This is a genomic window from Ramlibacter aquaticus (genome assembly GCF_015159745.1).
Lineage (GTDB): Bacteria > Pseudomonadota > Gammaproteobacteria > Burkholderiales > Burkholderiaceae_C > Ramlibacter > Ramlibacter aquaticus.
On record NZ_JADDOJ010000049.1, the window covers coordinates 22,821 to 29,153 of the forward strand.

At 72.0% G+C, this 6,333-nt stretch carries 6 protein-coding genes; 5 read left to right on the forward strand and 1 reads right to left on the reverse strand.

Translation table 11 applies throughout. The features are described 5' to 3' along the window. Positions 1–3: 3 nt before the first annotated feature. The 5 genes from IM725_RS12650 to eda are packed head-to-tail and all read left to right on the forward strand — an operon-like array spanning position 4 to position 5,322. Positions 4–549, forward strand: coding sequence for a TRAP transporter small permease (locus IM725_RS12650; RefSeq protein WP_193780958.1), 546 nt, complete (start codon positions 4–6; stop codon positions 547–549). After that, entirely contained in the window at positions 546–1,823 is a 1,278-nt protein-coding gene (locus tag IM725_RS12655) for a TRAP transporter large permease (RefSeq protein ID WP_193780959.1), read from the forward strand. Before IM725_RS12650 ends, IM725_RS12655 begins: the two co-directional genes overlap by 4 nt. A 25-nt stretch (positions 1,824–1,848) precedes the next feature. Continuing rightward, positions 1,849–2,859 (forward strand): TRAP transporter substrate-binding protein, encoded by a 1,011-nt coding sequence (locus IM725_RS12660; RefSeq protein ID WP_193780960.1) that lies wholly within the window; start codon positions 1,849–1,851, stop codon positions 2,857–2,859. Positions 2,860–2,872: 13 nt separating this feature from the next. Further along, the gene (gene edd, locus IM725_RS12665; protein WP_193780961.1) at positions 2,873–4,687 is read left to right on the forward strand and encodes a phosphogluconate dehydratase; all 1,815 of its coding nucleotides are present in this window, start codon (positions 2,873–2,875) and stop codon (positions 4,685–4,687) included. After that, positions 4,684–5,322, forward strand: a complete 639-nt coding sequence (gene eda / locus IM725_RS12670) for a bifunctional 4-hydroxy-2-oxoglutarate aldolase/2-dehydro-3-deoxy-phosphogluconate aldolase (RefSeq protein ID WP_193780962.1) — start codon at positions 4,684–4,686, stop codon at positions 5,320–5,322. The genes edd and eda overlap by 4 nt, the downstream gene beginning before the upstream one ends. Before the next feature lie 303 nt (positions 5,323–5,625). Here the strand turns inward: eda and IM725_RS12675 are convergent, their stop codons facing one another. Then, a complete protein-coding gene (locus IM725_RS12675) occupies positions 5,626–6,105 on the reverse strand; it encodes a cytochrome C (protein WP_193780963.1) in 480 nt (159 codons plus the stop codon). Between the last annotated feature and the right edge of the window lie 228 nt (positions 6,106–6,333).

Here is a 6,333-nt window from a genome sequence, read left to right on the forward strand (position 1 = left end):
CCCATGGCCCAGGATTCCCTGCCTGTGCGCATCGCCGAGCGCAGCGTCGAGCTGCTGATGGCGCTGGACCTCACGCTGATCGTGGTCCTCGTCTTCTCCAACGTGGTGAGCCGCTACGGCTTCGGTGCCGGCTTCGCCGGCGCCGAGGAGGTGTCGCGCCTGCTGTTCGTCTGGCTGGTGTTCCTGGGCGCGGTGCTGGCCCTGCGCCGGCAGGCCCACCTGGGCGTGGAGCTGCTGCAGGCGCGCCTGCCGCGGCCGCTGCGCCGCGCCTGCGCCGTCCTCAGCCACCTGGGCATGCTGTACGCGCTGTGGCTGTTCCTGGCCGGCAGCTGGACGCAGGTGCAGATCGGCCTCACCACCTATTCCACCGTGCTGCACTACCCGAACGCCTTCATGGCGGCCTCCGGGCTGGTCTGCGCCGCCTCGATGCTTTTCATCGTGGCGGCCAACCTGCTGCGCATCCTCATGAACCATCCGGGCGCGCAGGTGCCCGGCGAGCCGGCCCACGAGGCACAGGCGGCCACCCTGGCCCAGGAGGGCGCGGAATGAGCATCGTCATCTTCCTGGGCACCCTGATGGGCCTGATGGTCCTGGGCATGCCGGTCGCCTTTGCGCTGATGCTCACCGGCGTCGCGCTCATGGTGCAGCTGAATTTCTTCGACGCCCAGCTGGTGGCGCAGAACATGCTCGCCGGGGCCGACATCTACCCGCTGATGGCGGTGCCCTGCTTCATCCTGGCCGGCGAGCTGATGAACGCCGGCGGCATCTCGCGCCGCGTGATCGCGCTGGCGGTGAGCCTGGTCGGCCACATCCGCGGCGGCCTGGGCTTCGTGGCCATCGCCGCCACGCTGCTGCTGGGCTGCTTCTCCGGCTCGGCCCTGGCCGACACCGCCGCCGTCGCGACCCTGCTGATCCCCATGATGCGCGACAACGGCTACCCGGTGCCGCGCTCGGCCGGCCTGATCGCCGCCGGCGGCGTGATCGCGCCCATCGTGCCGCCGTCCATGCCCTTCATCATCTTCGGCGTCGCCACCAACACCTCGATCAGCGCGCTGTTCGTGGCCGGCATCGTGCCCGCGCTGTTGCGCGCCGGCGGGCTGGTGGCGGTGTGGTCCCTGCTCTCGCGCAAGATGACCACCGCGGTGCAGCCGCGCCGCAGCTGGGCCGAGCGCCGCGGCGCCTTCGTCGATTCGCTGTGGGCGCTGGTGCTGCCCATCCTCATCGTCGGTGGCCTGCGCGGCGGCATCTTCACGCCCACCGAGGCCTCGGCCGTGGCCGCGGTGTACGCGCTCTTCGTCAGCCTGTTCATCTACCGCGAGGTCAAGCCCTCGCAGCTGACCGGCCTGCTGGTGAAGGCCGCCCGCACCACCGCCACGGTGATGTTCCTGTGCGCCGCGGCCTTCGTGTCCTCCTACATGGTGACGCTGGCCGACCTGCCGGCGCAGGTCACCGAGTGGCTGGGGCCCCTGATGGCCCACCCCCGCGTGCTGATGGCGGCGGTGATGGCGCTGCTGCTGGCCGTGGGCAGCGTGATGGACCTGACGCCCACCATCCTGGTGCTGGGCCCGGTGCTCATGCCCCTGGTCACCAAGGCCGGCATCGACCCGACCTACTTCGGCGTGATGTTCATCCTCGTCGGCACGCTGGGCCTGATCCACCCGCCGGTGTGCACCGTGCTCAACGTGGTCTGCGGCATCGCCAAGATCTCGCTCGAAAGCGCCACCCGAGGCGTCTGGCCCTTCCTGCTGGTGGAGGCCGTGCTCGTGTTCCTGTTCGTCGCCTATCCCGGTTTCATCACCGTGCCCATGGGCTGGTTCCACTGATCCCCTGTTGTCCTGGAGACATTCCTTGAAGAAGTTCACCCTCAAGCATCTCGTCGCCGCCCTCGCCGTGGGCGTCGCATCGCTGGCCGCGCATGCCGCCGACCTGCGCCCGCACATCGTGCGTTTCGGCTACGGCCTCGCCGAGGACAGCAACCAGGGCCGCGCCGCCAAGTTCCTGGCCGAGGACCTGGCCAAGCGCACCGGCGGCAAGTTCCGCATGAAGGGCTTCGCCAGCGCCAGCCTGGGCAACGACATGCAGATGCAGAACGCCCTGATCGGCGGTGCGCAGGAGATGACGGTGGTGTCCACCGCCACCCTGGTGGGCATCGTCGACGACTTCGGCGTGTTCGACCTGCCCTTCCTGTTCGCCAACGAGAAGGAGGCCGACGCGGTGCTGGACGGCCCGGTGGGCCAGAAGCTGGCCGCCAAGCTGGAGTCCAAGGGCCTGGTCGGCCTGGTGTACTGGGAGAACGGCTTCCGCAACCTGACCAACTCCAAGCACCCGATCGCGAAGATGGACGACCTCAAGGGCGTCAAGCTGCGCGTGATGCAGAACCCGATGTACATCGACATGTTCAACGCGATGGGCGCCAACGCCATCCCGCTGTCCTTCGCCGAGCTGTTCACCGCGCTGGAGTCCAGGACCGTGGACGGCCAGGAGAACCCGGTCAACACCATCGAGTCCAGCAAGTTCTACGAAGTGCAGAAGTACCTGACCATCACGCGCCACGTCTACAGCCCGTGGATCGTGCTGGCGAGCAAGAAGTGGTGGGACGGCCTGAACGCCGACGAGAAGCAGGCGGTGCAGGCCTCGGCCGTGGCCTCGCGCGACTTCGAGCGCAAGGACAGCCGCGACGCCGGCGCCGTCGCGCTGGAAGACCTGAAGAAGAAGGGCATGCAGGTCACCGTGCTGAACGAGGCCGAGCTGGCGCGCATGCGCCAGGCCGCGCGCCCGGCGGTGGACAAGTTCGCCGCCAGCGGCCACGCCGACCTGGTCAAGGACATCGACGCCAGCGTCGCCAAGCTGCGCCACTGAACGGCAGGGCGGCATGACGCATCCCGTCCTCGCGCGGGTCACCGCCCGCATCGCCGAACGCAGCGCGGCCCCGCGGGCCGCGTACCTGCGCATGCTGCAGGCGCAGCGCCGCCCCGGCCGCTTCCGCGAGGGCCTGGGCTGCGCCAACGTCGCCCACGCCTTCGCCGCCATGCCGGCCGCCGACAAGCTGGCGCTGCGCGAAGCCCGCACGCCCAACCTGGGCCTGGTCACCGCCTACAACGACATGCTGTCGGCGCACCAGCCCTACGAGCGCTATCCCGCCATCGTCCGCGAGGCGGCCCGCGCGCTCGGAGCCACCGCCCAGGTGGCCGGCGGCGTGCCGGCCATGTGCGACGGCGTCACGCAGGGCACCGAGGGCATGGAGCTCTCGCTGTTCTCGCGCGAGGTCATCGCCATGGCCACGGCGGTCTCGCTCACCCACAACGTGTTCGACGCCGCGCTCATGCTGGGTGTGTGCGACAAGATCGTGCCCGGCCTGCTGATGGGCGCGCTGCAGTTCGGCCACCTGCCGGTGGTCTTCGTGCCCGCGGGTCCCATGGCCTCGGGCCTGGCCAACGAGGCCAAGGCCAAGGTGCGCCAGCAGTACGCGCAAGGACTCGTGGACCGCGCCGCGCTGCTGGCGGCGGAGGAGGCCGCCTACCACGGCCCCGGCACCTGCACCTTCTACGGCACCGCCAACAGCAACCAGATGCTGCTGGAGGTGATGGGCCTCCAACTGCCGGGCGCCTCCTTCGTGCACCCGGACAGCACGCTGCGCGAGCCGCTGACGCGCGAGGCGGTGCGCGTCGCGCTGGACCCGGCCACGCCCGCCCTGGGCACCGTGCTGGACGAGCGGGCCATCGCCAACGGCATCGTCGGGCTGCTGGCCACCGGCGGCTCGACCAACCACACGCTGCACCTGGTGGCGGTGGCGCGGGCGGCCGGGCTGGTCGTGGACTGGGACGATTTCGCCGAGCTGTCGGCCGTGGTGCCGCTGCTGGCCCGCGTGTACCCGAACGGGCAGGCCGACGTGAACCACTTCCACGCCGCCGGCGGCATGGGCTTTGTGATCGGCCAGCTGCTCGCCGGCGGCCTGTTGCACGAGGATGTGCAGACCGTGCTCGGCCCGGGGCTGTCGCGCTTCGCGGCCGAGCCCTGGCTGGACGCGGGCCGCCTGGCCTGGCGCGACGCGCCGCGCGAGAGCGCCGAGCGCAGCGTGCTGCGCACGCTGGACGATCCCTTCAGCACCGACGGCGGCCTCAAGTGCCTGCAGGGCCGGCTGGGCCGCGCGGTGATCAAGACCTCGGCGGTGGCGCCCGCGCACCGGCGGGTGCTGGCGCCCGCGGTGGTGGTGGAGAGCCAGCAGCAGCTGGCCGCGCTGTTCCACGCCGGCGCGCTGCAGCGCGACTTCATCGCCGTGGTGCGGCACCAGGGCCCGCAGGCCAACGGCATGCCGGAGCTGCACAAGCTCACGCCGCTGCTGGGCTCGCTGCAGGACGCGGGCTTCCGGGTCGCGCTGGTCACCGACGGGCGCATGAGCGGCGCCTCGGGCAAGGTGCCGGCGGCCATCCACGTCACGCCCGAGGCGGCGGCGGGCGGGCCGCTGGGCCGCGTGCGGGACGGTGACATGCTGTTGCTCGATGCCGAGGCGGGCGTGCTGGACCTGCACGGCGAAGTGGCAGGATTCGAGTCGCGCGCCCCGGCGGCGCTGGCTGCCGAGGCCGAACCCGGCACCGCCGGCCGGGGCCTGTTCCAACTGTTTCGGGCGCACGCCGCCGCCGCCGAGGCCGGCGCCAGCCCCTTGTTCTCCGCCTGGGAAAACCGATGAGCCTGCCTTCGCTGCCCCCTTTCCGTTCCCGCGTGGTCCCCGTGGTCGTGGTCGCCGACGTGGCGCAGGCCGTGCCCATGGCGCGCGCCCTGCTGGCCGGCGGCATCGACGTGATCGAGATCACGCTGCGCTCCAGCGCCGGCCTGGCCGCGATCGAGGCCGTCGCGCGCGCGGTGCCCGGCATGCACGTGGGGGCGGGCACCGTCACGCGCGCGTCCGAGGTGCGGCAGGTGCTGGACGCCGGGGCCGCCTTCGGCCTCTCGCCCGGCGCCACGCCGGCGCTGCTGGAGGCCGTGCGTGCGGAAGGCCTGCCCTTCGTGCCGGGCGTGGCGTCGCCCAGCGAGGCCATGGCCGCGCGCGATGCCGGCTTCACGCTGCTGAAGTGCTTCCCCGCCGCGCAGCTTGGCGGCATCGAGGTGCTCAAGGCCTGGGCCGGGCCGCTGCCCGAGCTGCGCTTCTGCCCCACCGGCGGCATCAGCCTGGCGAACCTCGCGCAGTTCCTGGCGCTGCCCAACGTCGCCATGGCCGGCGGCTCCTGGCTGACCCCGGCCGCCGCGCTGCAGGCCGGCGACTGGGCGCGCGTGGAGCAGCTGGCCCGCGAGGCCAGCGCGCTGGCGAACGCGACGCCGGCCTGAACCGGCGCATCTCAGGGCCTTGCACGGCCTGCGACGGTCGCCGGGCCTGCCTAGCGGCGTGGCCGCGCCGGGGCTGGCGCTTTGCTGACGACGGCAGCGCCAGAGTTACCCCCGCCGCTTGTGGGTGAGGCTGTGGATAGACGTGGGCACAACCCGCGCAAGCCGCGCCAGCACTGGCTCCGGACGCGGTGCCCACAAAACGGGCAGTCGCGGCCGCTGGCGATTTACGGGCGTGAAATATTCAGGCGCCGGGCAGGGCGGCGCGCCGCGTGCGCGCGCCGCGGGCACCCGGGCCTACCGGGCTCACTGCGCGGCGGGCGGCGCCGGGAACAGGATGGCCGGGCCGGCCGGCTTCTGGCCCGGCGGCAGGTAGGCGGGCGCGGCCTCGCCGCGCGGGCCCAGCGCGTGCACGAAGGCATAGATGGCCGCGAGGTCCTCGGGCGTCATCGCGTGCAGATTGAACCAGGGCATGGGCGGGCGCAGCTGGCGCGTGGACGCGGACTGCACCCACTGGGCCTGCGTCATGCCCTGCATCAGCAGCCGCAGGTTGGCCGGGTAGGTGGTGCCCCAGGGCCCGCTGAAGCCGACCTTGTCGCCGACCAGCCACTCCTGCTCGGGGACCTTGCCCCCGGTGGGACCCCAGCCCGGGGTGTGGCAGTCGTTGCAGCCACCGATGGTGACCAGGTAGCGGCCCCGCTCGATCTCGCCGCGGCCCGCCGGGGCCTGGGCCCAGCCCGCGATGCACGCACTCGCCAGCAGGATCCCGATGCTCAAGGTCTTCATGACGTCCTCGACAGGCTGTGGAAGCCTCCGCAGTATAGGAATTGCAAACAATTTGTCACGCTTGCGGGCGGCCCACGCAGCCCGGGCGGTGACCGGGCATCACCACCTGGGCGACACGCAGCGCCTGGCACAGCCGGGGCGCTCGTTTAACATTCCCGCCAAAGTTCCGCATGCCGCCCTCCCGCCGCCGTGCCATGCGCGGCAGGCTCTGCCGGGCTGGGGAGGGGG